Annotated in this window: 20 protein-coding genes; 11 read left to right on the top strand and 9 right to left on the bottom strand. The window is 70.4% G+C overall.

All coding sequences use genetic code 11. The features are described from left to right. Nucleotides 1-643: 643 nt before the first annotated feature. Together DYZ02_RS09725 and DYZ02_RS09720 are read right to left on the bottom strand one after the other, a co-directional pair. Nucleotides 644-1,312: a hypothetical protein gene (locus DYZ02_RS09725; RefSeq protein ID WP_115686061.1), complete on the bottom strand. Its 669-nt coding sequence runs from the start codon at nt 1,310-1,312 to the stop codon at nt 644-646. 147 nt (nt 1,313-1,459) lie between these two features. After that, nucleotides 1,460-3,298: an AMP-dependent synthetase/ligase gene (locus DYZ02_RS09720; RefSeq protein ID WP_115686060.1), complete on the bottom strand. Its 1,839-nt coding sequence runs from the start codon at nt 3,296-3,298 to the stop codon at nt 1,460-1,462. Nucleotides 3,299-3,367: 69 nt separating this feature from the next. Here DYZ02_RS09720 and malQ point away from each other — a divergent pair, with 69 nt between their 5' ends. Next, nucleotides 3,368-5,572, top strand: a complete 2,205-nt coding sequence (gene malQ / locus DYZ02_RS09715) for a 4-alpha-glucanotransferase (protein ID WP_115686059.1) — start codon at nt 3,368-3,370, stop codon at nt 5,570-5,572. On the opposite strand, the gene DYZ02_RS11435 is transcribed toward malQ, so the two are convergent. From DYZ02_RS11435 to DYZ02_RS09710, 3 genes are read right to left on the bottom strand one after another with little or no spacing between them, the layout of a single operon-like run. Continuing rightward, on the bottom strand, nt 5,569-5,709 hold the full coding sequence (locus tag DYZ02_RS11435; RefSeq protein WP_181896950.1) for a hypothetical protein: 141 nt from the start codon (nt 5,707-5,709) through the stop codon (nt 5,569-5,571). The two genes, malQ and DYZ02_RS11435, sit on opposite strands and share 4 nt — an antisense overlap. Nucleotides 5,710-5,720: 11 nt before the next feature. After that, nucleotides 5,721-5,858, bottom strand: a complete 138-nt coding sequence (locus DYZ02_RS11430; protein WP_181896949.1) for a hypothetical protein — start codon at nt 5,856-5,858, stop codon at nt 5,721-5,723. 3 nt (nt 5,859-5,861) lie between these two features. Continuing rightward, nucleotides 5,862-7,820 (bottom strand): M3 family metallopeptidase, encoded by a 1,959-nt coding sequence (locus tag DYZ02_RS09710; RefSeq protein ID WP_115686058.1) that lies wholly within the window; start codon nt 7,818-7,820, stop codon nt 5,862-5,864. A gap of 43 nt (nt 7,821-7,863) precedes the next feature. Between DYZ02_RS09710 and DYZ02_RS09705 the strand changes: the two genes are divergently transcribed. Further along, nucleotides 7,864-9,132 (top strand): carboxylesterase family protein, encoded by a 1,269-nt coding sequence (locus DYZ02_RS09705; RefSeq protein ID WP_115686057.1) that lies wholly within the window; start codon nt 7,864-7,866, stop codon nt 9,130-9,132. 26 nt (nt 9,133-9,158) lie between these two features. Here DYZ02_RS09705 and idi read toward each other — a convergent pair whose 3' ends face one another. Further along, nucleotides 9,159-9,722: an isopentenyl-diphosphate Delta-isomerase gene (idi, locus tag DYZ02_RS09700; protein ID WP_115686056.1), complete on the bottom strand. Its 564-nt coding sequence runs from the start codon at nt 9,720-9,722 to the stop codon at nt 9,159-9,161. Next, nucleotides 9,722-10,273 carry a hypothetical protein gene (locus DYZ02_RS09695; RefSeq protein ID WP_115686055.1) on the bottom strand — a complete coding sequence of 184 codons (552 nt, stop codon included), beginning with the start codon at nt 10,271-10,273 and terminating at the stop codon, nt 9,722-9,724. Before DYZ02_RS09695 ends, idi begins: the two co-directional genes overlap by 1 nt. A gap of 105 nt (nt 10,274-10,378) precedes the next feature. Between DYZ02_RS09695 and DYZ02_RS09690 the strand changes: the two genes are divergently transcribed. The 9 genes from DYZ02_RS09690 (at nt 10,379) to DYZ02_RS09650 (ending at nt 22,250) form a co-directional block, all read left to right on the top strand. Further along, a complete protein-coding gene (locus DYZ02_RS09690; RefSeq protein ID WP_115686054.1) occupies nt 10,379-12,244 on the top strand; it encodes an ABC transporter ATP-binding protein in 1,866 nt (621 codons plus the stop codon). A 124-nt stretch (nt 12,245-12,368) separates the two neighbouring features. After that, nucleotides 12,369-14,066 carry a maltose alpha-D-glucosyltransferase gene (gene treS, locus DYZ02_RS09685; RefSeq protein WP_115686053.1) on the top strand — a complete coding sequence of 566 codons (1,698 nt, stop codon included), beginning with the start codon at nt 12,369-12,371 and terminating at the stop codon, nt 14,064-14,066. A 15-nt stretch (nt 14,067-14,081) separates the two neighbouring features. Then, nucleotides 14,082-15,167, top strand: a complete 1,086-nt coding sequence (locus DYZ02_RS09680; RefSeq protein ID WP_115686052.1) for a trehalose synthase — start codon at nt 14,082-14,084, stop codon at nt 15,165-15,167. 114 nt (nt 15,168-15,281) lie between these two features. Further along, nucleotides 15,282-16,682: a branched-chain amino acid transport system II carrier protein gene (brnQ, locus tag DYZ02_RS09675; RefSeq protein ID WP_115686051.1), complete on the top strand. Its 1,401-nt coding sequence runs from the start codon at nt 15,282-15,284 to the stop codon at nt 16,680-16,682. Nucleotides 16,683-16,726: 44 nt separating this feature from the next. Further along, the gene (locus DYZ02_RS09670; RefSeq protein ID WP_115686050.1) at nt 16,727-17,728 is read left to right on the top strand and encodes an LLM class flavin-dependent oxidoreductase; all 1,002 of its coding nucleotides are present in this window, start codon (nt 16,727-16,729) and stop codon (nt 17,726-17,728) included. A gap of 11 nt (nt 17,729-17,739) precedes the next feature. Then, nucleotides 17,740-19,212, top strand: a complete 1,473-nt coding sequence (locus DYZ02_RS09665; RefSeq protein ID WP_115686049.1) for an ABC transporter substrate-binding protein — start codon at nt 17,740-17,742, stop codon at nt 19,210-19,212. Then, the gene (locus tag DYZ02_RS09660; RefSeq protein ID WP_115686048.1) at nt 19,209-20,132 is read left to right on the top strand and encodes an ABC transporter permease; all 924 of its coding nucleotides are present in this window, start codon (nt 19,209-19,211) and stop codon (nt 20,130-20,132) included. The genes DYZ02_RS09665 and DYZ02_RS09660 overlap by 4 nt, the downstream gene beginning before the upstream one ends. After that, on the top strand, nt 20,129-20,911 hold the full coding sequence (locus DYZ02_RS09655; protein WP_115686047.1) for an ABC transporter permease: 783 nt from the start codon (nt 20,129-20,131) through the stop codon (nt 20,909-20,911). The genes DYZ02_RS09660 and DYZ02_RS09655 overlap by 4 nt, the downstream gene beginning before the upstream one ends. After that, the gene (locus DYZ02_RS09650; protein ID WP_115686046.1) at nt 20,898-22,250 is read left to right on the top strand and encodes an ATP-binding cassette domain-containing protein; all 1,353 of its coding nucleotides are present in this window, start codon (nt 20,898-20,900) and stop codon (nt 22,248-22,250) included. The genes DYZ02_RS09655 and DYZ02_RS09650 overlap by 14 nt, the downstream gene beginning before the upstream one ends. A 27-nt stretch (nt 22,251-22,277) precedes the next feature. Here DYZ02_RS09650 and DYZ02_RS11425 read toward each other — a convergent pair whose 3' ends face one another. Beyond that, nucleotides 22,278-22,415, bottom strand: a complete 138-nt coding sequence (locus DYZ02_RS11425; protein ID WP_181896994.1) for a hypothetical protein — start codon at nt 22,413-22,415, stop codon at nt 22,278-22,280. 38 nt (nt 22,416-22,453) lie between these two features. Next, nucleotides 22,454-23,635, bottom strand: a complete 1,182-nt coding sequence (locus DYZ02_RS09645; protein WP_115686045.1) for an alpha/beta hydrolase — start codon at nt 23,633-23,635, stop codon at nt 22,454-22,456. Between the last annotated feature and the right edge of the window lie 122 nt (nt 23,636-23,757).

The following is a 23,757-nucleotide window of genomic DNA, read 5'->3' as shown; positions in this document are numbered from 1 at the left end:
CCGCCGGGGGACCTTTGGGACCCGGTGCCACATTTTTGGGGGCTCGCGGCCCGACCTGGGCAAACGCTCCCCCGCGGCGGCCCAAAGGCAAACTTTGGCACCAGGCAGTGCCAAAGTTTCGGGCGCTCTCTGCCCCACCTGGGCAAAGTGACAACATTGGCGGCGCGAGGCCCAAATCTGTCACTGGGAATGCCCGCGGCCCGCCCCGCCGATTGAGGTTCACGGACCCAGTGCCAATCTTTTCCGAACCCGCTGCCCCACCTGGGCAAACGCTTCCCCACTCCGTCCCAAACGCAAACTTTGGCACCGGCCAGTGCCAAACTTTCCCGAGCCCACCGCCCCAACTGGGCAAACGCTCCCCCGCAGCGGCCAAAAGGCAAACTTTGACACCGGGCAGTGCCAGAGTTTCGGAAGCTCGCCGCCCTACCAGGGCGAAGTGACAACATTGGCGGCGCGAGGCCCAAATCTGTCACTGGGGAGGCCTGTCGCCCCGCCCCGCCGATTGAATTTGGGGCCCCAGTGCCAAACTTTCACGAGCTCGCCGCCCCACCTGGGCAAACGCTCCCCCGAAGCGGCCTGAAAACAAACTTTGGCACCCGCGAGGCCTGGCGACCCGCTACGACAAACGCCCTCTCGGCGGACCTTAAGCCCCGCGGCGCGAGCGCTTCGCCGCGACCTTCGCCACGATGGCGTCGATACGCGCCCGCTCCGCCAGGAAGGCGGGCGGGTTCGACCCGCGCATCGTGCGGGTGAACGCCGGGTGGTCGACGCACACCGTCTCCATCCAGCCCTCCACGGCGGCCTCGACGAGCTCGCCGACGCGCGCGTAGAGGTGCGGCAGGCTCACGGCGCCGAGCTCGCGGGCCACCATGTCCGTCTGCTCGAGGGTGAAGTCGACGACCTCGGTGAGGTGCTGGACCGCCAGGTCGGTGCGCCCCGTCAGCGCGTCGTGCATAGTGCGCACCGAGAAGGGGGCCTTGAGGGGGTAGATGTCCTCCAGGCTGGCGCCGTCGAGGACGTCGGGTTCCGGGACCTTCTCCTCGGGGCTGGCGCTGGCGGACAGGGCGCCGGCGCGCATCCCCGTGGTCAGCGCCTGGCGCAGCCCGATCAGCTCGCCGACGACGCGGCGCGCGTCCTGGCGGGCGTCGTCGACGATCTCGGCGAACTCGGCCAGGCAGTCGTCGGTGAGCTCGCCGTCGTAGTCGGCGATCGCCTCCGCGATGTGCTCGATGTACTCCGCGACCTCGTCGCCGATGTTGTAGATCTCCTGGGTGAGCTCACGGTGGCGCAGCAACGCCGCGGTTTTGTGCACGTCAAGCCCCCTTTACGGAAATCTGACCGGCGTCTGGGAACACGCCGGGAAACTGGGAAAGATGTTAGGGCACGTGGCCCGCCCGGGGCGCGCGGCGCGCCGAAGCGGCCCCGCGGCCCCCGGGAAGGAACCTCCCCGGGGCAGACCCTAGCGCAGATACAGCGCGTCGATATCCTCCGCGAAGCGCTGGAACACGACGTTGCGCTTGACCTTGAGCGTCGGGGTCATCTCGTCGTCCTGCTCGCTCAGGTCGCGGTCGAGGATGCGGAACTTCTTGATCGCCTCCGCGTGGCTCACCGTCGCGTTCGCCACGTTGATCGCGTCCTGGATCTCGGCGCGCAGCTGCGGGTTCTGCGACATCTCCTTCAGCGAGGTCGACTCGGGGATGTTGCGCTGGGTCTTCCACCGCTCCAGCTCGTCGGCGTCGAGGGTGACCAGCAGGCCGATGAAGGGCTTACCGTCGCCGACGACGAGCGCGTTGGACACCAGCGGGTCCTGGCGGATGATCTCCTCCAGCGGGCCGGGCGAGACGTTCTTGCCACCGGCGGTGACGATGAGGTCCTTCTTGCGCCCCGTGATCCGCACGTAGCCCTCGCTGTCCACCTCGCCCAGGTCGCCGGTGTTGAACCAGCCGTCGCGCAGGGTTTGCTCGGTGGCCTCCGGGTTGTTCCAGTAGGCGCGGAAGACGCCGGGGCCGCGGAACTCGATCTCGCCGTCGTCGTTGATGCGCACCTCGTAGGAGTCCACCGGGCGCCCGACGGTGCCGATGCGCTGCTCCACCTTGTTGTTCACGCAGGCTGCGGCGGTCGTCTCGGTCAACCCGTAGCCCTCGTAGATGGGGATGCCCATGCCGCGGAAGAAGTGGCTGAGCTCGGGGCTCATCGCGGAACCGCCGGTGATGCCGTATTCCACGCCGCCGCCGATGGCGTCCTTCAGCTTGCGGTAGACGAGGCGGTCGAAGACGCGGTGCGCCGCCTTCTGGGCGCGCGAGGGGCCCTTGTCGGTGTCCATCGCCTTCGAGTACTCGATCGCGGCCTTCTCCGCCTCGAGGAACACACGCTTGCCGACGGCCGAGCCGTCCGCCGCCTTGTTGTACGCCGCGTTGCGCACCTTCTCGAACACGCGCGGCACGCCGAGCACCATGTTCGGCTGGGCGCGCTGCAGCTCCACCGCGATGGTCGAGGCGTCCGGCCAGTGCGTCTGGGTGGCGCCGTGGGTGGTCAGCGCGATGGCCACCGCGCGCTGCAGAACGTGCGCCAGCGGCAGGAAGGTCACCACGCGCTTGCCGGGGCGGGCCACCTCGCCGATCGGGTTGGTGGCCAGGGCGCGGGTCTCGTAAACCCAGTTGCCGTGGGTCAACTCGACACCCTTGGGGCGGCCGGTGGTGCCCGAGGTGTAGACGATCGAGGCGAGGTTGTCGTGGGTGAGGGCGGCCGCGCGGGCGTCGACAAGCGACTGCTCCGTGTTCTTGCCCTCGCCGCGCAGCTTGGTCAGCCCCCCGGAGTTGATCTCGTAGATCTTGCGCAGGCGCGAGGTCGAGCCGGCCAGGCGCGGGGTGCCGTCCTCCTGCAGCAGGAAGTTCGACATGTCCTTGGTGTTGTCCACGTTCTCCACGATCGCGAGCTCCGCGCCCGAGTTCTCGAGGATCCACTGGATCTGGTGCGGCGAGCTCGACGGGTAGACGGGCACGGTGACGCCGCCGGCGACCCAGATGGCGAAGTCCGCGAGCTGCCACTCGTAGCGCGTGTTGGACAGAAGCGCGACGCGGTCGCCGACCTCGAGTCCGTTGGCCACCAGGCCGCGGGCCACCGCGTAGACCTCCTGGAGGAACTCCCCGGCGCTGACGTTGACCCAGTAGTAGTTCTGGGGTCGGGAGAAGAGCACGAGGTGGGGGTTCTCGGTGCACAGCTGGATCAGCTGGGACACGCAGGTGTCCTTCTCGGTCAGGGTGAACTCCGCCGGTGTGGTGTAGATCTCGGAAACCATGTGGTGTACGTTACTCTCACTTTCCCGGCGGCGGGCCGCTTGCCGCCATCTTTGGCACAATGGCCTCTTGTGACGAACGCGGAACTGCTGAAAACCCTGGCCACCTCCTACGGCTTCGGCCTGAGCTACCGGGCCTCGAACGGGCTGCTGACGGAGCCGCCGCACTCCTCCTACCTCAAGCTTCTGCAGGCGCTCGGCCTGCCGCTCGGCGACGAGCCCACCGACGAGGAGCTCGACTTCTACCTCACCCGGCGCCGTGAGCAGTGGGCCACCTCCCCGCTGCCGCCCTGCGTCGTCGCCGTGGAGGGCCAGGAGAAGCACTTCAACGTCCACGTCCACGACGGCCACCCCGCCCACGTGTGGATCACCCTCGAGGACGGCACCCCGCGCGACGCCTACCAAGACGAGAACTGGGCGCCGCCCGCCACCGTCGACGGGGTGGCCTGGGGCGAGGCCACCTTCCACGTCCCCGGCGACCTGCCGCTCGGCTGGCACACGCTGCACCTCGAATCCGACGACCTCGAGGAGACCTGCACGCTCATCGTCGTGCCGAACACCCTGGAGACGAACCAGGAGTTCATCCGCGAGCCCGCCTGGGGCGTGATGGCCCAGCTCTACTCCGCGCGCTCCACCCACTCCTGGGGCATCGGCGACTTCGCCGACCTGGCATTGCTGGCCGAGACGGTCGCCGCCGAGGGCGCCGACTACCTGCTGATCAACCCGGTCCACGCCGCCGAGCCGGTCCCGCCTATCGAGGACTCGCCCTACCTGCCGAGCTCGCGGCGCTTCGTCAACCCCCTCTACATCGCGGTGGAGCAGGTGCCGGAGTGGGCAGCCCTCGGCAGCGAGGTGAAGGGCGAAATAGCCGAGATCGCCGGCCCGCTCAAGGCCGCCAACCGCGACCCGGAGCCGCTGAACCGCAACCTCATCTACAAGGTCAAGCTCGACGTGCTGCGCGAGTTGTTCTACATCGCGGAGGCCGACGACACCCGACGCGGCTACTTCGAGACCTTCATCGCCGACGAGGGCGAGGGCCTGCGCGACTTCGGCCGCTGGTGCGCCGAGCGCGCGGCGGAGGCCGGGCAGGGCGCGGCCTCGGGCCGCCACGACCGCAAGGCCGAGGAGGAGGACCTCACCGAGCTGACCCGCTTCTACATGTGGCTGCAGTTCATCGCGGACGAGCAGCGGCGCGTTGCCCAGGAGCGGGCGCTGGCGGCGGGCATGCGCATCGGCATCGTCACCGACCTCGCCGTGGGCGTCCACCCGGGCGGGGCTGACGCCTCCACGCTTCGCGACGTCCTCGTCGCCGACGCCTCCGTGGGCGCCCCGCCGGACCAGTTCACCCAGCAGGGCCAGGACTGGTCCCAGCCGCCGTGGAACCCCCACGCCCTGGCCGAGTCCGGCTACGGGCCGTGGCGCGACCTGCTGCGCACCGTCCTGCGCCACTCCGGCGGGGTGCGGGTGGACCACATCCTGGGCCTGTTCCGGCTGTTCTGGATCCCCCGCACCGGTTCCCCCGTCGAGGGCGCGTACATGAACTACGACCACGAGGCGATGCTCGGCGTCCTCGCCCTGGAGGCGCAGCGCGCCGGCGCCGTCGTCGTGGGCGAGGACATGGGCACCTTCGAGCCGGGGGTGCAGGACGCCCTGCGCGACAAGGGGGTGCTGGGCACCAGCGTCATCTGGTTCGAGTCCGCCCCGCCCGGCGGGGTGCCGCTGCCGCAGAACCAGTACCGCCACCTGGCGGTGTCCTCGGTGGGCACCCACGACCTGCCCCCGACGGCCGGCTACCTCAACGGCGCCCACAACAAGCTGCGCGTTGATCTCGGCCTGGTGGAGGAATCCCTGGAGGAGCTCAACTCTTCCGACGCGGCGTGGCACGCCGCCGTGCTCGACGCCGCCCGCGCCGCCGGGGCCTTCGAGGGCACCTCGCTGGCGGGGACGAACTTCACCGAGGCGATGGTGCTCGACGCCGAGACCCCCGTGGAGTTCACCCCGGAGCAGGTCGACGACCTCCTCGTCGGCCTGACCCGCTTCATTGCTGGCACGCCCTCGGCGCTGACCTGCACCAACCTGGTGGACATGGTGGGCGACACGCGCATCCAGAACCAGCCGGGCACGAACTCGGCGCAGTACTCCAACTGGTGCATCCCGCTTGGCGACGCCACCGGCAGCGTCGTCCTCATCGACGACCTTCCCGGCACGGAGCTGTTCCGGCGCGTCGCGCAGGCCTCGCGCCGCCCCGGACAGGCCGAGGGCCAGGCGCCCAGCTAGAGCAGGCTGGCCAGGCCCGCGACGACGACCAGGGCGATCATCACCCACAGCGCCTGCGTCACGCGGGACTGCGGGTACCTCCTCTGCCCCTTCGGCAGCTTCTGGTCTTGCTTGCGCAGTTCTTCGGGGTTCGCCATGGCTTAGTAGCTTACTTCCGCGTGAACAGCCGGGCGAACCAGTCGACCGCCCGCAGGATCAGCGCCGCGCTCACACCGGCCAGGGGCAACGCCACCGCGAGCACGACGGGCAGCTGCAGCCAGGGGCTGAGTCCGAACAGGTCGAGCACGGCTCACACACTCCCGGCGAGGCCGCGGCGCTCGAGCAGCGGGCGGGTGTCCTTGTCACGGCCGCGGAAGGCGCGGTAGGCGGCGGCGTAGTCGCTGGCCGCGCCCCGGCTGAGGATGGCGTCGCGGAACTTCTGGCCCGTGTCCCGGTTGATGCCCTCGCGCTCGATCAGCTGGTAGCCGTCGGCGTCGAGGGCCTCGGCCCACAGGTAGGAGTAGTAGCCCGCTGAGTAGCCGCCCGCGAAGATGTGGTTGAACCAGGTTGAGCGGTAGCGCGGCTCGAGGCCCTCGACGTCGAGGCCGTACTCCGCCAGCGTCTCGCGCTCGAAGGCGTCGATGTCCTCCGGCACCTCGCCGCCCAGGCTGTGCCAGGCCAGGTCGATGGCGCAGGCCGCCAGGTACTCGGCGGTGTCGAAGCCCTGCCCGAACTGGCGCGACGCCCGCACCGCCTCGAGCAGGTCATCCGGGATGACCTCCCCTGTGTCGACGTGGCGGGCGTAGTGGCGCACGATCTCCGGGGCGAAGGCGTAGTTCTCGTTGATCTGGGAGGGGAACTCCACCCAGTCGCGGGGGACGTTGGTGCCGGAGAGGGACGGGTAGGAGACGTCGGAAAGCAGGCCGTGCAGGGCGTGGCCGAACTCGTGGAAGACGGTGGTGACCTCGTCGATGGTGAGCAGGTCGGAGGTGACCGACATGACGTTGACCACCACCGGCTTCGTGCCGGCCAGGCGCGACTGGTCCACAAAGGAGCTCATCCACGCCCCGCCGCGCTTGGAGGGGCGCGCTGAGTAGTCGGTGAGCAGCAGGCCGATGCCCGTACCGTCGGCCTCCGTGACCTCCCACACGTCGACGTCGTCGCGGTAGCCGCGCAGGTCGCGGCGCGGGGTGACGGTGATGCCGTAGAGCAGGTTCGCGGCGTAGAAGACGCCGTCGCGCAGGACCTGGTCGAGGGGGAAGTACTTGCGCAGCTCCGCCTCGTCCACGCCGAGCTCCTCGGCGCGGCGGCGCGCCTGCCAGTAGGGCCAGTCGGCGCCGTCGACCTCGTGGCCGGCGAGCTCGCCGGCCAGCTTGCGCTCGGCGGCGGCGTTCGCCGCGGCGGCCGGGGCGAGGTCGGCGATGAGCTGGCGGGCGGCCGCAGCGGTGCCGGCAGTCTCCTCGGCGATGACGTAATCGGCGTGGGTGTCGTAGCCGAGCAGCTTGGCCCGCTCCTGGCGCAGGCGCACCGACTCGGTGACCAGCGCGGCGTTGGACTCGCGGCCGCGGGCGCGGGAGGCGTCGAAAAGCTTGCGCCGCGCCGCGGGGCTGGTCAGCTCGGATTGCAGGGCCTGGGTGGTGGGCAGCTCGATGGGCACGACGTAGCCGCCGTCGGCGTCCCGGTACGCCTCGATCTGCTTCTCGCTCAGCCCGTCGAGCTCCCCGCGCTCGAGGCGGACAGCCAGCGCGCGAGTGTCGGCGAGCAGGTTGCGCCCGAAGCGCTCGCTGAGCTCGCTGAGGCGCTGGTTGATCTCCACCAGGCGGGTCTTGCCGGGCGCGTCGAGCTCGGCGCCGCGGCGGACGAACTTGCGCAGCAGCTGCTCGTGCAGGCGCTGCGACTCCTCGTCCGCGGGCACCTCCACCTGCGTCAGGCGGCGGTAGAGCTCGGCGTTCTGGTAGATCGAGTCGACGTGGGCGGAGAGCTTCGGCACAATGCGGTCGGCCACCTCGTCGAACTCCTCTGTGGCGTCGGTGCCCTGCAGGTTGAAGAACCAGGCGGTGACCCGCTCGAGGTCCGCGCCCGCCAGCTCCAGCGCCTCGACCGTGTTCTCCCAGGTCGGGGTCTCCTCCGTGAGGATCGCGGCGATCTCCGCGGCGTGGGTGGACAGCGCCTGCTCGAGCGCGGGCTCGACGTGCTCGAGGCGGATCGCGCCGAAGTCCGGGAGGTTGTAGGGCAGCGGGGAGGGCCTGAGGAGGGGGTTCGTGCTCATGGGTCACCATCCTACGTTCGGCCCGCGGTTACACTTGTCCGGCATGAGCCAGCCCAGCCCCGAAACGGTGGAGGTCTCCTGCCCCGCCGGCACCGTCGTCGGCCTCGCCAGCGAGGACGAGGGCGTGCGGCGGTTTTCCTCCATCCCCTACTCGCGCATCTCGGCCGCCTTCAACGACGCGCTCCCCGCCCCCGCGGGCCAGCTTATCGACGCCACCTCACCCCGCCCCGAGGCCACAGCCCTGTCGCTGACCACCCCCGCCTCGGCCCGCCCGGGCTCCGACCTGCCGGTCATGGTGTTCATCCACGGCGGGCGCTTCGAGGAGGGCACCCACGCCGACCCGCGCACCGGCGCCGCCGGCTTCGCGCGCGAGGGCGTGATCCAGGTGCAGGTGGGCTACCGCCTGAAGCTGCCCGGCCTGGCCCGCTTCCCCGACGACGCCCCCTCTCACTTCCGCGCCGCCCACGACTGCCAGCTCGCGCTGGAGTGGGTGCAGCGCAACATCGAGTCCTTCGGCGGCGACCCCACCAACGTCACCCTTGTGGGCCAATCAGCGGGCGCGGCGCTCGCGCTGTGGCTGTGCCGGCGCGACCACTTCCGCGGCGGGTTCCGGCGAGTCGTGGCGATGTCGCCCGCCTTTCCCCGCATGACCTACGAGCAGCGCAAACCCGTCCTGCGCGCCGCTCTGGGCAAGCCGCTGACCCGCGCCGCGCTGAACAACGCCGCACCGACCCGGGTGGAGCGCGGCTACCGCCGCCTGCGCACGCTCTACTTCACCGACATGGCCCTCGGTCCCGCCCCGCTCGACCCCTCGGAGCTGGCGCAGGTGGACATCGTGCTCACCTCCACGCGCGAGGAGATGTACCGCTCCGGGGCCGGCCCCGACGGCCACGGCTGGGGCGAGCTGGCGATGCGCGGATTGGGCAGGCGCATGGGTCTGCCGTTGTCGCGCTACCGCGCCTACATCGACGGCGTCCGCGCCCTCGACCCCGGCCACCTCAGCGGCCGCCTCATCGGCGACAGCCTCATCCGCCGCTGGGTCGACGCCGCCGCCGAGGGCGCTCCGGGGCGCACCTGGCAGGCCGAGCTGACCGCCGGGCGGCGCCCCTTGCACCACTCCGACGAGCTGACGCCGCTGTTCACCCCGGGCACCGCCCTCAACGAATGGCTGGTGGGCTACTGCCGCGGCGAGGAGCCGGGCTGGCCCGAGTACCGGCCCGGGCGCCGCGTGCTGCGCGCCGACATCGCCGGCGGGGGCTGCGCGGTCGTGGAGGACCCGCTCGGCTACGTCCGCCGAGCCTTCGCCGGTTAGGTTTGCTCTGTTCAGCCCCGCGCCGCTTAGCCCCGCGCGGTCAAGACGGCGCGCAGGCGCGGGTCGGCGATCTCCTCGACCAGCCACGGCGAGAACGCGAACGGCGTGGCCTGCGCCCCGGCGATCAGGGCGGAGGGGTCGACCCACTCCCAGGAGTCCACCTCGGCGGGGTTCGGCGCGAGTCGCGCCTCGTCGGCGGTTACGCCGAGGCGGCCGACGTAGACGGGACAGAACTCGTTTTCCACCACGCCGCTGGAGTCGGTGGCGCGGTAGGAGAAGTCGGGCAGGACGCTGCGCAAGTCGTCGAGAAGCGAGGGCTCGAGCCCGATCTCCTCGGCGGCGCGGCGGTGCACCGCCGCCGGGATCTCCTCGCCGGGGGCGGGGTGGCCGCAGAACGAGTTGGTCCACACGCCCGGCCACGTCTTCTTCGACAGGGCGCGGCGGGTGATGAGGAGGGCCCCGTTGGCGTCGAGAAGCCAGCAGGAAAACGCCAGGTGGAGGGGCGTGTCGGTGGTGTGGACGGTCGCCTTGTCGGCCGTGCCTACGGGCTCGCGGGCGGGGCCGAGGAGGACGACCTCTTCGCGCGCCATCAGTTGTTCAGGTTCCCTTCGAAGGTGACGTTGCCGATGGTGAACTGCGCGTCCCACAAGTTGGTCATGGACACGGAGAACGGGTACTTCAGGTTCACCGTCGCCCCGGGGCCGAGCGGCATGTCGAGGCCGACCGGGTTGATCTGCGCGTCCTCGGCGCTCATCAGCCGGGCGCTTTCCTTGTTGTTGCCGCCGGAGGTGTACGTCAGGTTCGGCTGGCCGAGCGCGTCGGCGGGCATCGGCACGTCCGACTTGTTCGTCACCGCCACCACGACCACGGTGCCGCCGCCCGGCGCGGAGCTCGTGCCCTGCCACACGTAGGCGAGGTCCATGCCCGGGTCGTCGACCTTCTGGCCCGCGATCTTGTCGGTGGTCACGTCGTCGACGTCCTTGACCTCGAACTCCTCCTCCGGCACCGCGGTCGGGGTGGTCACCTCGATGTCCGTCGCAGCCCCGGGGGTCGCCGCGTCGTCGGACCCGCAGGAGGCGAGCGCCAGCGCCAGAAGCGGTGCGGCGGCCGCGGCGGCGAGGCGGGCGGGGCGTGAACTCATCGTGCAAACTCCCAGGTCTGTCGTGTTCGGGCGGGGTCGGGGCTGCCGCGCACCCGGGCGCGACAATTCTCCTCCACTGTACAACCCGACTAGCATCGGGCAATTATGCAGCCTTTGATGCGTGTGTTGCGCAGCGCCTCCGCCCTGTGGCCCTTCTACCTCGCGGTCGTTGTCATCTCCAGCGCGGTGGCGGGCCTCGGGCTGGTCACCCCCTTCATCATCCGGGAGGCGACGGACGCCATCGTCGCCACGCTTAACGACGCCACCCCGCCGCCCACCCGCACCCTCGTCTGGCTGGCTGTCGGCCTGTTCTGCGCCGAGGCGGGCGCCTCGCTGATGCGCAACGCCGCGGGCTACATCGGCGACGTCATGGTCGCGCGGATGCGCCAGATCATGTCCACCCGCTACTTCGCCAAGCTGCTCTCCCTCCCGCAGCGCTATTTCGACGCCCAGGTCACCGGCACGATCATCGCGCGCCTCGACCGCTCCATCGCCAACGTCACCCAGTTCGTCCAGTCCTTTGCCAACAATTTCCTGCCGATGCTGCTGCAGGTCGCGGCGATCCTGGCCATCACCGCCTACTACTACTGGCCGCTGACGCTGCTGCTGGCCGCCCTGTTCCCGCTCTACACCTGGCTCACCGCGCTGACCTCGTCGCGCTGGCAGGGCTTTGAGAAGGACAAGAACCGGGAGATCGACCACGCCAACGGGCGCTTCGCCGAGGTCGTCGGCCAGGTCAAGGTGACCAAGTCCTTCGTCGCCGAGGTCCGCGAGCTCGACGCCTTCGCCTCCCGCTACGGCCGGACCGTGGAGCTCACCCGCCCCCAGTCGCGCTGGTGGCACTCCATGGACACCCTCCGCGGCGTGGCCATGACCCTGATCTTCCTGGGTATCTACCTCATCCTTTTCCTGCGCACCCTGAACGGCCACCTCACCATCGGCGAGATGGTCATGCTGCTGCAGATGGTCACCATGGCCCGCCAGCCGGTGCACATGATGAGCTGGATCGTCGACGCCGCGCAGCGCGCCATCGCCGGCTCCCGCGACTACTTCACCGTCATGGACGAGCCGGTCGAGCCCACCGCGAACCGCCAGCTCGTCGCCGCCACCGAGGCCAGCGACGCCCCCGCCCTGACGCCGGTGGAGCACGCCGCGCTGCCCGTCCGCGAGCCCGTCATCGCCTTCGACGACGTCACCTTCGCCTACACCCCGGGCGAGCCCGTGCTTCGCGACGTCTCCTTCACCGCCCGGGAGGGCGAGAAGATCGCTCTCGTCGGCGAGTCCGGCGGCGGCAAGTCCACCGTGGTCAACCTGCTGCTCGGCCTCTACCCGCTCGAGAGCGGCCGCCTCACCGTGTGCGGGCGCGACGTCGCGGAGCTGGGGGTCGAGGAGCTCAGGGCGTCGACAGGCGTGGTGTTCCAGGAGCCGGCCCTGTTCTCTGGGACGGTCTACGAAAACATCGCCTACGGCCGGCCCGGTGCGACACTCGAAGAGGTCGTCGAGGTGGCCAAGCGCGCCAACGCCCACGAGTTCATCCTGAAGTTCACCGAGGGCTACGACACCATCATCGGCGAGCGCGGGCTGCGCCTGTCCGGCGGCCAGCGCCAGCGCATCGCCGTCGCCCGCGCCATGCTCAAGGACGCGCCGATCCTCATCCTCGACGAGGCGACTTCGGCGCTGGACACCAAGTCCGAGCGCGCCGTGCAGGCCGGGCTCGACGAGCTCATGCGCGAGCGCACCACCATCATGATCGCCCACCGCCTGTCCACCATCGCCGACGTGGACACCATCATCACGCTTCGCGACGGGTGCATCGACGAAATCGGCTCCCCGGCCGAGCTCGCCGTCTCCGGCGGCATCTACTCCGAGCTGCTGCAGCTCACCGCCTCGTCGAGCGCTGCGGACCGCAAGCGGTTGAAGGCCTTCGGGTTCCACGTCGAGGGCGCCGAGGACGAGGACGAAGAGGAGTAGAGGGGTCGGCCCACTCGACCGATGTGCACTTGCCGCGGCAAAACCCCAGGACGCCACGACGAACCGTCGAGTAGCGAAAGCGGGCCCCGGCCCGAAACCCCGGTTCCCGCTACCCTAGGGCCACATGGAAGAAACGCCCCAGGCATCTGATTACAAGCTCCCCGCCCCCGTCGAGGAACCGTGGCAGCGCCCCGACCCCGAGTGGTACAAGGACGCAGTCTTCTACGAGGTCCTCGTGCGCGCCTTCTACGATCCGGACGACACCGGCTCGGGCACGCTGAAGGGCGTCGAGGAGAAGCTCGACTACCTGCAGTGGCTGGGCGTGGACTGCCTGTGGCTGCCGCCGTTCTACGACTCCCCGCTCAAGGACGGCGGCTACGACATCCGCGATTTCCGCAAGGTGCTGCCGGAGTTCGGCACGGTGGAAGACTTCGTCAACCTCATCGATTCGGCCCACAAGCGGGGCATCCGCATCATCACGGACTTCCCCATCAACCACACCTCCGACCAGCACGGCTGGTTCCGCGAGTCGCGCCAGGACCCGGAGGGGCCCTACGGCGACTACTACGTGTGGACGGACGACCCGACGAAGTACAACGAAGCGCGCATCATCTTCATCGACACCGAGGAGTCCAACTGGACCTACGATCCGGTGCGCAAGCAGTACTTCTGGCACCGTTTCTTTTCCCACCAGCCGGACCTGAACTACGACAACCCGGCGGTGCAGGAGGAGATCCTGGACGTCATCCGTTTCTGGCTCGACCTCGGCATGGACGGCATCCGCCTCGACGCGATCCCCTACCTCTTCGAGCGCGAGGGCACGAACTCGGAGAACCTGCCGGAGACGCACCAGTTCATCAAGCGCGTGCGCACGCTTTTCGACGAGGAGTACCCCGGCCGCTTCCTCCTCGCCGAGGCGAACCAGCTGCCGGACGAAGTGGTGGCCTACTTCGGTGAGGGCGAGGGCGACGAGTGCCAGATGGCCTTCCACTTCCCCGTCATGCCGCGCATCTTCATGGGCATCCACCAGGAAAACGCGCAGCCGATCATCGACATCCTGCGCGACACCCCGGACATCCCGGACTCCGCCCAGTGGGGCATCTTCCTGCGCAACCACGACGAGCTGACGCTCGAGATGGTGACGGAGGAGGAGCGCGACTACATGTACAAGAACTACGCCTTCGACCCGCGCATGCGCGCCAACGTGGGAATCCGCCGCCGCCTGGCGCCGCTGCTCGGCGGGCACCGCGACCGCCTCGAGCTGGCCCACGCGCTGCTTCTGTCGCTGCCGGGCTCGCCCTTCCTCTACTACGGCGATGAGATCGGCATGGGCGACAACATCTGGCTGCCGGACCGCGACGGGGTGCGCACGCCGATGCAGTGGTCTAACGACGCCAACGGCGGGTTCTCCAAGGCCGACCCCGAGCGCCTCTACCTGCCGCCGATCCGCAACGACCAGTACGGCTACCACATCGTGAACGTGGAGTCGCAGATGAACCGCGACAACTCGCTGTTGCACTGGGTGCGCGAGCGGGTGCACATCCGCAAGCAGTACCAGGCCTTCGGCCGCGGCTCCTACGCCAACGTCTCGCACCACAACCCGCAGGTGCTCGCCTTCATCCGCGAGTACGAGGACGAGCGCATCCTGTGCGTGCACAACATGAGTTCGCGCCCGCAGCCCGTGGAGATGGACCTGAGCCAGTACAGCGGGGTGGTGCCGCGCGAGCTCTCGGGAGGCATCGAGTTCCCGGCCATCGGCGAGCTGCCGTGGCTGGTCACCCTCACCCCACACGGCTTCTTCTGGTTCGACATCTCCGGATAGAAGGGGGACAGCGCAATGCTCAACATCGCATCCGAGCGCTTCTACGGCGCGAAGTCGGAGCCCGTCGACGCCGTCGAGGTGGTCGCGCGTGAAGAGGCCGGGGGCTTCGAGTGGCAGGTCCTGGCGGTCACACACGGCGGGGTAACCGACGAGTACCAGGTGCTTGTCGACGCCACCTCCGGCGCCGACACCGACGCCCTCTCCACCCCCGCCGGGGCGCAGGCCTACCTGGACCACGTGGTCCGCTTCGGCGAGGTCCGCGGCTCGGTCGGCGGAACGGCGGCCCGCGCGATGGGCGCGGAGCAGTCCAACACGTCCCTCATCGTCGACGACGAGTGGGTACTCAAGGTGTTCCGCCGCCTCGAGCACGGCGTCAACCCCGACGTGGAGCTGCTCACCGGAATCGCGGACTGCCCGAACGTGGCGGGCGTGCGCGGCCACGTGGTGCGCGGCGGGGCCACCCTCGCCCTGCAGCAGGAGCTGATCCGCGGCGGGGAGGACGGCTTCGACCTGGCTGTCGCGGACCGGCTCGGCGACCCGGCGGAGCTGGGAGCGGCGGTGCGCACCGTCCACGACGCGCTCGCGGCGGCCTTCGGAAGCGAGACCGTGCCCGGCGCGCGGCTGCGCGAGAGCCTCAACGCCCACCTGGACGCCCTTGTGCCCCGGGCCGCGCAGCTCGCCGAGCACGAGGGCGGGCTGCGGGAGCTCTACTCCCGCATCCCCGACGGCGACGTCGAGGTGCAACGCATCCACGGCGACCTGCACCTGGGACAGACGCTGAAGACGCCCGAGCGGTGGTACCTCATCGACTTCGAGGGCGAGCCCGCCCGGCCGCTGGCCGAGCGGCGCGCCCCCGACCACCGGCTGCGCGACGTCGCCGGGATGGTGCGCTCCTTCGGCTACGCCGCCGCGGTGGGCGGGAAGTCCCGGGAGTGGGAGAAGTGGGGCGTCGAGAAGCTGCTGGCTGGCTACGGGGTGGGGATGGACCCGATCCTGGCTGCGTATGTGGCCGACAAGGCCGCGTACGAGGTGGTTTACGAGGCGAACAACCGGCCCGACTGGGTGCGGATTCCGCTGGAGGCGATCGCGGCGGTTCTTTAGCCCACACAGCCCAGGCTCAGTCCCACTGTGCGGAACTTCGCGTTCCAAAAATTGGAAATTTATTCTCCTCGCGGGGTACTGTTAAGCAATTCCACGCCAACAAGGAGGGTTTCCATGGGCTCCACCACCGCCACCACCGGCTCCCCTACCACCAAGGGTGGCTCGTCGACCACCGCGATCATCGTCACCGCGCTCGCCCTGTTCTCGATGTTCTTCGGGGCGGGCAACCTCATCTTCCCGCCCATGCTCGCCGTCCAGGCCGGCGACAACTTCTGGCCCGCCATTATCGGCTTCCTCGGCACCGGTGCCCTGCTGCCCGTCCTCGCAGTGATCGCCATCGCGTTGTCCGGCGCCAACGTGCGCAACCTCGCGCAGCGCGCCGGCACCATCTTCGGCATCGTCTTCCCCGTCCTCGCCTACCTCTCCATCGGCGCGTTCTACGCCCTGCCCCGCACCGGCGCGGTCTCCTTCGAAACCGCCATCACCCCGCTGTTCGGGCTGGAGGGCATGTTCTCCTCCGCCGTGTTCAACATCGTCTTCTTCGGGATCGCGCTCGCGCTGTCGTGGAACCCGAACACCATCATGGAGAAGCTGGGCAAGTTTCTCACCCCGGCGCTGGTCATCCTCCTCGTGGTCATGATCTCCGTGTCCCTGTTCAAGTGGCAGGCCGCCCCGGCCACCCCGGCGGAGCAGTACGGCGACGGCCCCTTCACCGCGGGCCTGCTCGAGGGCTACCTCACCATGGACTCCATCGCGGCACTGGCGTTTTCCATCGTGGTCATCTCCACCCTGCGCTTCCGCGGCTTCCCGGAGGGCAAGGCCGTGGTCAACGGCACCATCCTCGCCGGCGTCGGCGCGGGAGTCATGCTCGCCCTGATCTACCTGGGCCTCGGCTCCATCGGCCGCGTCATCCCCGACGGCTCCCAGTACGAGAACGGCGCCGCCCTGCTGGCCGACGCCTCCAACCTCACCATGGGCACGGTCGGCCAGGTCATCTTCTCTCTCATCGTGCTGCTCGCCTGCATGACCACCGCCGTCGGCCTCATCACCGCCACCGCCGAATACTTCTCCGACGAGTTCTTCGGCTCCTACAAGACGTGGGCGATCATCTTCGCCGTGGCCTCCGCGCTGATTGCCACCCAGGGCCTCGAGTTCGTCATGTCGATCGCCGCCCCGGTCATCGGCTTCCTCTACCCGCCGGCCATCGCCCTGATCCTGGTCACCCTCATCGAGCCGGCCTTCCGCGCCCGCACCCGCTTCACCTGGGCGTTCTTCCTGCCCATCTGGGTCGCCACCATCTGGTCCGCCATCGAGACCTTCATCTCCCTGGGCTGGGGCGCCGACGCCCTGAGCCCGCTGGTGACGTGGGCGCCGCTGCAGGACGCCGGCCTCGGCTGGGCGTTGCCCGTCGGCGTGGCCTTCCTCATCGGCCTGGCCATCGACCTGGCGCGCCCGCGCACCCCGATGGCGATCGGCACCAACGAGACCGTCGACGGCGAGGTCGTCACGGCTTGAGCACCGTCTGAGCACCGTCTGAGCGGGAGGCGTAGCGTGGTCGCATGACCACACCGTTGTCCCTTCTTGATTTCTGCACCGTCTACCCCGGCGAATCCCCCGCCGAGTCCATGGAACGCTCCGTGGCGCTCGCGCGGAAGGCGGAGGAGCTGGGGTTTTCGCGTGTCTGGTACTCCGAGCACCACAACATGGCCTCCATCGCCTCCTCCTCGCCGGCGGTGCTCATCTCCCATATCGGGGCCCGCACCTCCACCATCCGGCTCGGCGCGGGCGGGGTCATGCTGCCCAACCACTCCCCCTACGTCATCGCCGAGCAGTTCGGCATGCTCGCGGAGCTCTACCCGGACCGCATCGACCTCGGCCTCGGGCGCGCCCCCGGCACGGACCAGCAGACCCTCGGCCGCGCGCTGCGTCGCGACCCGCGCTCCGCGGAGCGCTTCCCCGACGACGTCCTCGAGCTGCAGGCCTGGCTCTCCGACGAATCCCCCATCCCCGGCGTGTCCGCCTACCCGGGCCGCGGCACGAACGTCCCGCTCTACATCCTGGGCTCCTCAATGTTCGGCGCCTCGCTCGCCGCCCAGCTCGGCCTGCCCTACTCGTTCGCCTCCCACTTCGCCCCGCAGCACCTGGAGCAGGCCACCTCCTACTACCGGGAGAACTACCAGCCCTCCGAGCGCTACCCGGAGCCCTACGTCATCGCGGCGGTCAACGTCACCGCCGCCGACAGCACAGAGGACGCGCAGCGGCAGACGCGCATCGTGCACCGCAACCGCGTCCGCGCGCTCATCGGCCGCCGGGGGCAGGTACTCAACGACGCCCAACTGGACGCCGTGGTCGGGTCCCCGCAGGGCCGCCAGATCACCGACATGCTGCGCTACACCGCCCGCGGCACCGGCGGGCAGGTCGCCGAGTACCTCGAGTGGTTCACCGCCCACGCCCGCGCCGACGAGCTGATGATCTCCCTGCAGGCGGCCAGCCACGACGAGTCGCTGCGCGGCATGGAAATCCTGGCGGAGGCCTGGGAGCCGGGTAAGGCGTCCGTGTAGTCTATGAACCCATGACCTCCCGCAGCGCCGCCCGCGCCATCGCCGCGGCCGCCGCTCTGAGCACGCTGGCGGGGTGCGGCGCCTCCCCGCAGGACGGGCAGCGCGAGGAGCTCGTCGTGGCAGCCTCCGCCCCGCCGGCGGGGCTCGACTTCACCACCGTCGCCGGCGCCGCCGCACCCCAGGCGCTCATGGGCAACGTCTACGAAACGCTCGTGCGCATCGACGCCTCCGGCACGCCCCAGCCCCTTCTCGCCGAGAGCTGGGAGATCAACGACGCCGGCACCGAGTACGTCTTCCACCTGCGCGACGACGTAACCTTCTCCAACGGCAAGGTGTTCGACGCGGCGGACGCGAAGTTCTCCATCGACTACGTGCGCGAGAAGTGGACCAACGCGCTCAAGGCGCAGATGAAGCCGGTGCGCGACGTCGAGGCGGTCGACGCGCGGACGCTGAAGGTGACGCTGGAGGAGGCGTCGACAGGCTGGCTGTGGTCCATGGGCACGCTCACGGGCGCGATGATGACCCCCGAGGGCGTCGCCACGCTCGCGAGCGCGCCGCTGGGCACCGGGCCCTACACCCTCGAGACCTTCAGCCCCGGCGAATTCATCTCGTTTCGCGCCCGCGGCGACTACTGGGCCGGGCCCGCCGAGCGCGACGCGCGGATCCGCTACTTCTCCGACTCCGTCTCCGCCGTCAACGCGCTGCGCGTCGGAGACGTCGACGTCGTGTGGGCCATGCAGGCCCCCGAGCTCATCGGCGCGCTGCCGGAGGGCGTCGGCGTCGAAGTGGGCACCACCAACGGCGAGGTGCTGTTCAGCATGAACAACAACGCCGCGCCCTTCGACGACCCCACCGTGCGCCGCGCCGCCGCCCACGCCATCGACCGCGACGCGCTCAACCAGGTGGTCTACAACGGGCTGGCCGCCGACACCGGCGGCGCCCCCGTCCCGCCCACCGACCCCTGGTTCACCGGCCGCGACTACTACCCCTACGACCCCGCCAAGGCGCGCGAGCTTCTCGACGGCCGCACCCCGCAGCTCACCATCACTGTGCCCAGCCTGCCGTACGCCCAGGCCGCCGCCGAGCTGATCTTCTCCCAGCTGCGCGACGTCGGATTCGACGTGCGCCTCCAGACCGTCGAGTTCCCGGCGGTGTGGCTGAGCCAGGTGCTCAAGGGCCACGACTACCAGGCCTCCCTGGTCGCCCACGTGGAGCCGCGCGACGTGCCGATGCTCTTCGGCAACCCGGACTACTACCTGGGCTACGACTCGCAGCGCGCCCGCGAACTCCTCGCCGCCGCCGAGGTCGGCGACCAGGAGGGCAACATGCGCGCGGCCGTCGACCAGATCATGGCCGACGCGGCGGCGCTGACCCTGGTCAACGCCCCGAACATCGTCCTGCTCGGCCCCGGCGTCGGCGGGGTCGACCCGAACGTCGTCACCGACTCGCTGCCCCTGGCGGGCGTGACCAAGGAGGCACCGTGACCGCACGCATCGCGCGCATCGTGGCGCGCTTCGCCGCCCTGCTGCTCGCCGCCAGCCTCATCATCTTCGTGCTGCTGCGGGCCGTGCCGGGCGACCCGGCGCGCATCGCGCTGGGCGTGAGCGCCACCGAGGAGGCCGTCGCCGCGCTGGCCGCGAAGCTCGGCACCGACCGGCCGCTCGCCGTCCAGTACATCGACTGGATGGGCGGGCTGCTCACCGGGGACTTCGGCGTGTCGATGGCCAGCGCCACCGACATCACCCCGCAGGTGCTGCAGCGCGCCGGGGTCTCGCTCACCCTGACCGTGACCGCCATGGTCCTGTCGCTGGCCATCGCCGTGCCGGTGGGCGTCTACCTCGCCCGGCGCGAGGGCCGGCCGGACGCCGCGGTGGTCGACGGGCTCACCCAGCTCGGCATCGTCGTGCCCAGCTTCCTCGTCGGCATCCTCGCCGTCGCGGTGTTCTCTGTGCGACTCGGCTGGCTGCCCGCCAACGGCTGGGGCTCCCCCGCCCACCTCGTGCTCCCGGTCACGGCCCTGACCCTAGTGCAGGCCGCGATCCTGACGCGCTACGTGCGCGGGGCGGTGCGCGAGGAGATGGGGGCGGACTACGTTCGTACGGCGCGGGCAAAGGGGGCGTCGATAAGCGAGGTGCTCTTCGGCAGCGCCCTGAAGAACGCGGCGCTGCCCGTGCTCACCGTGACCGGCATCCAGCTGTCCAGCCTGATCGTCGGTGCGGTGGTCATCGAGCGCGTCTTCACCATCCCCGGCCTGGGCACGATGCTGCTCACCGCCGTGGGCAACCGCGATCTGACCACGGTGCAGACCGTGATGATGCTGCTGGTCGCGTTCACGCTGGCGGTCAACCTCGTGGTCGACGTGCTCTACGCGGTCATCGACCCGCGGGTGAGGAGGACGCAGTGAACCGGCAGCGCGCGTTCGGGCTCGGCATCGCGGCCGCGGTGGTGCTGGTGGCGCTGGTCTCGGCGCTGTGGACCCCCTACGACCCCCTCCAGGCCGAGCCCGCGGCGCGCCTGCAGGGCTCGAGCGCGGCGCACTGGTTGGGCACCGACCAGCTCGGCCGCGACGTGCTCTCCCGCGTCATGGCGGGCGCGCGGGTGACGCTGCTCGTCTCCCTCGGCGCGGTGGCGCTGTCCGCGCTGGCCGGCGTGCCCCTCGGCGTCTGGGCCGGGATGCGGCGCGGCGCCGTCGAGGCGGTGGTCATGCGGCTCAACGACCTCGCCCTGGCCTTCCCGGCGCTGCTTCTGGCCATCGTGTTCACCGCGGTGTTCGGCGCGAGCGCGTGGGTCGTCGTGCTCGCCATCGGGCTGGCCGGCATCCCCGGGTTCGCGCGCGTGGCCCGGGTGGGCACGCTGCGGGTGATGGCGCAGGACTACATCCTGGCCGCCCGCGTCTCCCGGGTCCCGCCGCTGCGCATCGCCGTGCGGCACGTGTGGCCCAACATCGCCCCGCTGGTGGTCGTGCAGGTCTCGGTGGCGCTGGCGCTGGCCATCCTCGCCGAGGCGGGCCTGTCCTTCCTCGGTCTGGGCACGCCCGCGCCCTACGCCTCCTGGGGCAGGATGCTGCAGGCCAGCCAGCCCTACCTCGCCACCGCCCCGCACCTGGCGCTGTGGCCGGGCCTGGCCATCGCGCTCACGGTGCTCGGATTCAACCTGATCGGGGGCGGCCGTGATCGTCGTTAGCAACCTCTCCATCCCCGGCATCCTCGACTCCGTCTCGCTCACCGTCGCCCGCGGGGAGCGGGTGGGCATCATCGGCGAGTCCGGCTCCGGCAAGTCGATGACGGCGCTGTCGATCATGGGGCTTGTCGACGACCTCCCCGTGTCCGGTTCCGTCACCGTCGACGGCACCGAACTCGTCGGCGCCCCGGACCGCGTGCGCCGCCGGGTGCGCGGGCGCCGCGTCGCCATGGTCTTCCAGGAGCCGATGAGCGCGCTCGACCCGCTGCGGAAGGTGGGCCGCCAGGTCTCGCGCGACCGGGAGCGCGCCCGCGCCCTGCTCGCGGAGGTGGGCGTGGACCGCCCCGACGCCTACCCGCACGAGCTGTCCGGCGGGCAGCGCCAGCGGGTGCTCATCGCGGCGGCGCTGGCCCAGGACCCGGAGGTTCTCATCTGCGACGAGCCGACCACCGCCCTCGACGTGGCCGTGCAGCGCCAGATCCTCGACCTCATCGACCGCGTCGTCTCCGCTCGCGGGATGGGGCTGCTGTTCATCTCCCACGACCTGTCGGTGGTGCGCCGGATGACGCAGCGCGCGCTGGTGTTCAAGGACGGCCGCATCGTCTCCCCCGACTCCGACTACGCCCGCTCGCTCGTCGCGGCCTCCCGCCCCGGCGAGCCCGCCCGCCCGCGACCCCTCGGCGAGCCGGTCATCGAGCTCGACGGCGTCACCCTGCGCCGCGGGCGCACCACCGCGCTGCGCTCGGTCAGCCTGACGGTCCGCGAGGGCGAGCGCCTCGGCGTCGTCGGCGGCTCGGGCTCAGGAAAGACTTCGCTGCTGCGCGTCATCGCGGGCCTGTCCACCCCCGATGACGGCGCGGTGCGCGTCAACGGCGCGCTGCAGATGGTGTTCCAGGACCCCTACTCCTCGCTGGACCCGCGCATGGCGGTGGCGGACTCCATCGCCGAGACGGGCGTGGGTCCGCAGCGGGTCGAGGAGATGCTCGGCCGGGTGGGCCTGGAGGGCGTAGGCAAGCGGCTGCCCCGCGAGTTCTCCGGCGGGCAGCGCCAGCGCATCTCCATCGCGCGCGCGGCCGCTCCCCGGCCCGCCATCATGCTTGCCGACGAACCCGTCTCCGCCCTCGACGTCACCCTGCGTGCGCAGGTGCTCGAGCTCATCGACGACGTGGTGGCGGGCAACACCCTCGTGTTCGTCTCCCACGACCTCGCCGTGGTGCGCGAGCTGTGCCCCACCGTCGCCGTGATGCACGAGGGGAAGATCGTCGAGTACGGCGCGACCGAGCAGGTCTGGGCCGACCCGCGCCACCCGTACACCAGGGCGCTTCTGGAGTCGGTCATGTAACCCCTCTGGAGGTTTCCGCCCCGCGCCCTACCGCGTGACGTAGAACATCAGCGCCGGGTTGAGCAGGTGCTCCTCGTTGCGCTCGAAGACACTGGTCAGCTGGTCAAACTCCCGCGCCTCGTGGGCGCTGAGCTCTGCCTGTTCGCGAGGAAAAGGTGCCTGCATGCCTGTCATCATAGACCCGATCTGACAGGCGTGTGATTCTACGCGGCGTCGGCCGCCCCGAGCAGCACGTTCATCACCTCCGCGCCGTGGCGGCGCAGCCCGTCGTGCTGCCACCGGGCGGTCTCGTGCACCCGGGTGCCCAGCAGCTGGGCCGTCTCCAGGGAGAGCTCGCGCGGGACGTAGATGTCGTCGGTGTAGACCACCGCGAAGGTCCGCTCCCGGCGGCCCAGACCCGCGTAGAGGTTGGCCCAGTCGTCCTTGCGCGCCAGCGCCTCCGCGGCGTCGCGGAACGGGACGAGCGCCGGGTCCTCCTCGAACTGGAAGGGGAAGATGTGCTCGCCGGTGAGGTAGAACTCGGCGTCGTCGGGCGTGGCCCCGGGGGCGAAGCCGTCCAGAGTTTCGGAGACGCGCTGCGCCGACCACGCCGTGGCCCCAGGCACGGTGCCGCCGTAGATCGACTCGTGGATCGCGGCGTAGAGCGGGGCGGCCTCGAAGCTCACCTGCCCGCCCACCTCCGCGAGGAAGTCGGTGCGCAGCCTCCCGCTCGGGTGGAAGGGCTCCTCCAGCATCGCCGCGAGGGCGTCGAAGCCGCCCTCCCGGCCCAGGTTCGCGCCGATGGTGCGGAAGCGACGGGAGCTGAGGCGCTCCCCGGCGGGCAGCGTCTCCTCCGAGTTGTCCAGGTGGCGGCACACCTCCCGCACCATCTTCTCGGCCCAGGGCACCTCCCGGTAGAACAGCTCGTGGCGCGCGCGGAGCTTGGCAAAGGTCGCGCGGTAGACCTCGTCCGCCCCGCGCGTGACGGTGGGCAGGCCGCCGGTGAAAAACGCGTTGCCCACCCGCTCCGGGTGCGCGGCAAGGTAGTGCGCCAGGCAGAACCCACCGAAAGACTGGCCCAGGACGTCCCAGCGCTCGATGCCCAGCTCGGCGCGGACCGCCTCGGCGTCGGCGACGATGTCGCTGGCGCGGAGGGAGGCGAGGGTGGTGGCGTCGATAAGCGAGGGCTCCGCCCTGTCGATGCGGGTGGAGCGGCCCGTGCCGCGCTGGTCGAGCAGCACCACCCGGTAGCGCTTCAGCGCCTCGGTGATCCACTCGAAGCGCTCGCGCGGGGCGGGAAAGCCCGGGCCTCCCTGGAGAAAGAGCAGTGTCGGTGCGTCCGCGCCCCGTCCCTCGTCGCCGAGGACGCGGGCGTAGATGGTGAAGCCGTCGCGCTGAATCTTCATGCCCCGATGGTATCGCCCCGCCCCGCGGCGACACGGCGGGGCGGGAGTACAGTGAGGGCCACCGCCTGTCCGTATCGTCGCCCCGGCCCCGCCGGGAGCGGCTTTTTCGTGCTTGAGGAGCT

Source organism: Corynebacterium senegalense, assembly GCF_900411315.1.
GTDB lineage: Bacteria > Actinomycetota > Actinomycetes > Mycobacteriales > Mycobacteriaceae > Corynebacterium > Corynebacterium senegalense.
Note: the sequence above shows the minus strand (reverse complement) of the source record. Positions and strands in the feature narration are given on the sequence as shown.

What these genes read in the sequence shown, in the direction of transcription:
- treS (WP_115686053.1), top strand. Translation starts at nt 12,369, where the DNA reads ATGGAAGAAACGCCCCAGGCATCTGATTACAAGCTCCCCGCCCCCGTC.
- DYZ02_RS11435 (WP_181896950.1), bottom strand. Translation starts at nt 5,709, where the DNA reads ATGGCGAACCCCGAAGAACTGCGCAAGCAAGACCAGAAGCTGCCGAAG.
- DYZ02_RS09710 (WP_115686058.1), bottom strand. Translation starts at nt 7,820, where the DNA reads ATGAGCACGAACCCCCTCCTCAGGCCCTCCCCGCTGCCCTACAACCTC.
- brnQ (WP_115686051.1), top strand. Translation starts at nt 15,282, where the DNA reads ATGGGCTCCACCACCGCCACCACCGGCTCCCCTACCACCAAGGGTGGC.
- DYZ02_RS09665 (WP_115686049.1), top strand. Translation starts at nt 17,740, where the DNA reads ATGACCTCCCGCAGCGCCGCCCGCGCCATCGCCGCGGCCGCCGCTCTG.
- idi (WP_115686056.1), bottom strand. Translation starts at nt 9,722, where the DNA reads ATGGCGCGCGAAGAGGTCGTCCTCCTCGGCCCCGCCCGCGAGCCCGTA.
- DYZ02_RS09680 (WP_115686052.1), top strand. Translation starts at nt 14,082, where the DNA reads ATGCTCAACATCGCATCCGAGCGCTTCTACGGCGCGAAGTCGGAGCCC.
- DYZ02_RS09670 (WP_115686050.1), top strand. Translation starts at nt 16,727, where the DNA reads ATGACCACACCGTTGTCCCTTCTTGATTTCTGCACCGTCTACCCCGGC.
- DYZ02_RS09690 (WP_115686054.1), top strand. Translation starts at nt 10,379, where the DNA reads ATGCAGCCTTTGATGCGTGTGTTGCGCAGCGCCTCCGCCCTGTGGCCC.
- DYZ02_RS09645 (WP_115686045.1), bottom strand. Translation starts at nt 23,635, where the DNA reads ATGAAGATTCAGCGCGACGGCTTCACCATCTACGCCCGCGTCCTCGGC.
- DYZ02_RS11425 (WP_181896994.1), bottom strand. Translation starts at nt 22,415, where the DNA reads ATGCAGGCACCTTTTCCTCGCGAACAGGCAGAGCTCAGCGCCCACGAG.
- DYZ02_RS09705 (WP_115686057.1), top strand. Translation starts at nt 7,864, where the DNA reads ATGAGCCAGCCCAGCCCCGAAACGGTGGAGGTCTCCTGCCCCGCCGGC.
- DYZ02_RS09695 (WP_115686055.1), bottom strand. Translation starts at nt 10,273, where the DNA reads ATGAGTTCACGCCCCGCCCGCCTCGCCGCCGCGGCCGCCGCACCGCTT.
- DYZ02_RS09720 (WP_115686060.1), bottom strand. Translation starts at nt 3,298, where the DNA reads ATGGTTTCCGAGATCTACACCACACCGGCGGAGTTCACCCTGACCGAG.